The sequence below is a fragment of the Muriicola sp. genome, assembly GCF_041567615.1.
Classification (GTDB): domain Bacteria; phylum Bacteroidota; class Bacteroidia; order Flavobacteriales; family Flavobacteriaceae; genus Muriicola.
The window spans coordinates 1-2,666 of record NZ_JBFGBM010000259.1; the positions used below are offsets into that span (position 1 = coordinate 1).

Annotated in this window: 3 protein-coding genes and 1 pseudogene; all 4 read left to right on the forward strand. The window is 50.0% G+C overall.

Going from position 1 to position 2,666, the window contains the following annotated elements; translation table 11 throughout:
• Window positions 1-1,015 (forward strand): annotated as a pseudogene (locus ABYP73_RS12785) (2-oxoacid:acceptor oxidoreductase subunit alpha); the annotation flags it as partial.
• 2 nt (window positions 1,016-1,017) lie between these two features.
• A complete protein-coding gene (locus ABYP73_RS12790; RefSeq protein WP_372974591.1) occupies window positions 1,018-2,028 on the forward strand; it encodes a 2-oxoacid:ferredoxin oxidoreductase subunit beta in 1,011 nt (336 codons plus the stop codon).
• 17 nt (window positions 2,029-2,045) lie between these two features.
• Complete coding sequence (locus ABYP73_RS12795; RefSeq protein WP_372945276.1) at window positions 2,046-2,396, forward strand: NADH-quinone oxidoreductase subunit A; 351 nt, start codon at window positions 2,046-2,048, stop codon at window positions 2,394-2,396.
• A partial coding sequence (locus ABYP73_RS12800) for an NADH-quinone oxidoreductase subunit B (RefSeq protein WP_372974592.1) occupies window positions 2,387-2,666 on the forward strand: 280 nt, incomplete at its 3' end. The genes ABYP73_RS12795 and ABYP73_RS12800, both read left to right, overlap by 10 nt.

Genomic DNA, 2,666 nt, shown 5'->3' on the forward strand with positions numbered 1-2,666 from the left:
AAAACACAAACACTTTGGGGTAAAAACCCTGCAGGCCGAGGACGAAATCGCTGGGATCACCTCAGCCATAGGGGCTTCATTAGCCGGCGACCTGGCGATCACGACTACTTCAGGACCCGGTTTGGCCCTGAAAGCAGAGGCCCTTGGCCTCGCCATGATGATAGAACTCCCCCTGGTAGTCGTCGACGTGCAAAGGGGTGGTCCTTCCACGGGCCTGCCCACTAAAACAGAGCAGTCAGACCTGCTCCAGGCCATGTATGGACGGAACGGGGAAAGTCCGGTAATTGTCATTGCCGCCAGCACCCCGGCCAATTGCTTTAATTCGGCCTACGAAGCCGCCAAGCTTACCCTGGAGCATATGACCCCTGTGATCCTGCTCAGCGATGGGTATATCGCCAACGGGTCTGCCCCCTGGAAGATACAGACGGTAGATGAGATGCCTGAGATCAATAATATGCGACTGACCAAAGCCAAAGAGAATTATCAGCCCTATGAAAGGGATAAGGATTCCCTCGCGAGATACTGGGCAGTTCCGGGAACTCCAGGACTGGAGCACAGGGTAGGCGGACTCGAAAAGGACAAGATTACAGGTAACGTTTCCTACGTCCCGGAAAACCACGAATACATGACCCGTATCAGGGCCGAAAAGATCAAGCGCGTCCAAAATTATATCCCCGATCAGGAAGTGGAATTCGCTCAGTCAGGAGACCTGCTGGTCGTAGGCTGGGGTGGAACCTATGGCAGTTTGCACACCGCTGTAAAACACCTCCACGAGGAAGGATACGGGAATATCGGCCTCGCCCATTTTCACTACCTGAATCCCATGCCAAAAAATACAGAGGCAGTACTCAGGAATTTTAAAAAGATCATTGTCTGCGAGCTCAATACAGGTCAATTTGTGAAGGTGTTGAAATCCAACTTCAACAATCATGAGTTCCTGCAATACAACAAGATACAGGGGTTGCCCTTCTCTAATAACGAACTGAAAGAAAAGTTCAAACAAATCCTGTCATGACCATGGAAACTGCAGTTAAGGAATACACGTATAAAGATTTTGCAAGTGATCAGGAAGTTCGCTGGTGTCCGGGTTGTGATGACTATGTGATTCTGAGGTCCGTACAAAAAGCACTGCCGGAGATCGGGGTAAATAAGGAGGACATTGTCTTTATCTCGGGAATTGGATGTTCCTCCCGCTTCCCCTATTATATGGACACCTATGGAATGCACGGTATCCATGGCAGGGCCACGGCCATAGCATCCGGGGTTAAACTGGCCAATCCGGGACTCAGCGTATGGGTGATCACGGGAGACGGTGATTCCATGGCTATAGGCGGGAATCATTTCATCCACGTACTGCGAAGGAATCTGGACCTCAATGTCATCCTGTTCAACAACGAGATTTACGGCCTTACCAAAGGGCAGTTCTCCCCTACCTCCCTGGTCGGGCAAAAGACAAAATCCTCTCCGTACGGGAACACCCAGCCTCCCTTTTCCGCAGGGGAACTAGCCCTGGGGGCTCAAGCCCGTTTTTTTGCGAGGATCGGAGGAAATACGCCCAAAGAAATGACGGACATCTTCATTGCTTCTGAAAAATACAAAGGCACTGCCCTGGTAGAGGTGTTGCAAAATTGCCCGATCTTCAATGATGGCTGCTTTACCAAGTATACAGACAAGGCTGTACGGGAAGACAGACAGCTCTTTGTTGAGCACGGTAAGCCCATGATCTTTGGAAAGGAAAAGAACAAAGGACTGATACTAAAAGGCCTGCGCCTGGAAGTGGCGACCATTGGTGAAGATGGCATAGAAGAATCTGACATCCTTGTGCACAACGCCAAGGAAGAAGACCCCACCCTGCACCAGATGCTGATCAGGCTGGAATACCCCATGGTAACAGGGATCATACGAAGTTACGAGGATGTTACCTTTGAAGAACGGGAAGAGGCTCTTACCGTTCAGGTTAAATCGGATTCTTCCTTCAGGAAGACCAATGACCTCTTCTATTCGGGAGACATCTATGAAATCAAATGACCACTGAAATCTAAGCTATGGGTTCAGAAGCTATCATCGTATTTTTTTTGGCAGGGATCGTATTAGTCGCCGGGGCCAATTTCTTATCGAACTTGATCTCGCCCAAATCCGACAGCCTTGCCAAAAGGGATCCTTACGAAAGCGGAATGACCACCATAGGACCCACCTGGGTACAGTTTAAGGTCGGGTATTATCTCTTCGCCATCCTCTTTCTGGTCTTCGATGTGGAGATCGCCTTTTTGGTCCCCTGGGCGGTGGCCTATAAAGGGATTGGCGCTATTGCCTTTGTCGAGATCCTGATCTTTCTGTTTATCCTGGGGGTCGGACTTTTATACGCATGGAAAAAAGGAGCATTGAAATGGGAATGAACGAAACGAATAAAATACCGGAAGATTTCCCGGGGAAAGTGATCCCGGCCGGGAACGGGGCGAATGTCGTGGTTACGAACCTCGACAAGATCATCAACTGGGGAAGGTCTAATTCCCTCTGGTCCCTTTATTTCGGAACCAGTTGCTGTGCTATCGAAATGATGCAGACCGGGGCGGCAAGACACGACTATTCCCGCTTTGGTTTTGAAGTTGCCAGGCCCTCCCCAAGACAGGCAGACCTGATTATCATTGCCGGCACTATCGTGAATA

Excerpts from the sequence above, each read along its gene's own strand:
- ABYP73_RS12790 (WP_372974591.1), top strand. The coding sequence starts at position 1,018 with ATGGAAACTGCAGTTAAGGAATACACGTATAAAGATTTTGCAAGTGAT.
- ABYP73_RS12795 (WP_372945276.1), top strand. The coding sequence starts at position 2,046 with ATGGGTTCAGAAGCTATCATCGTATTTTTTTTGGCAGGGATCGTATTA.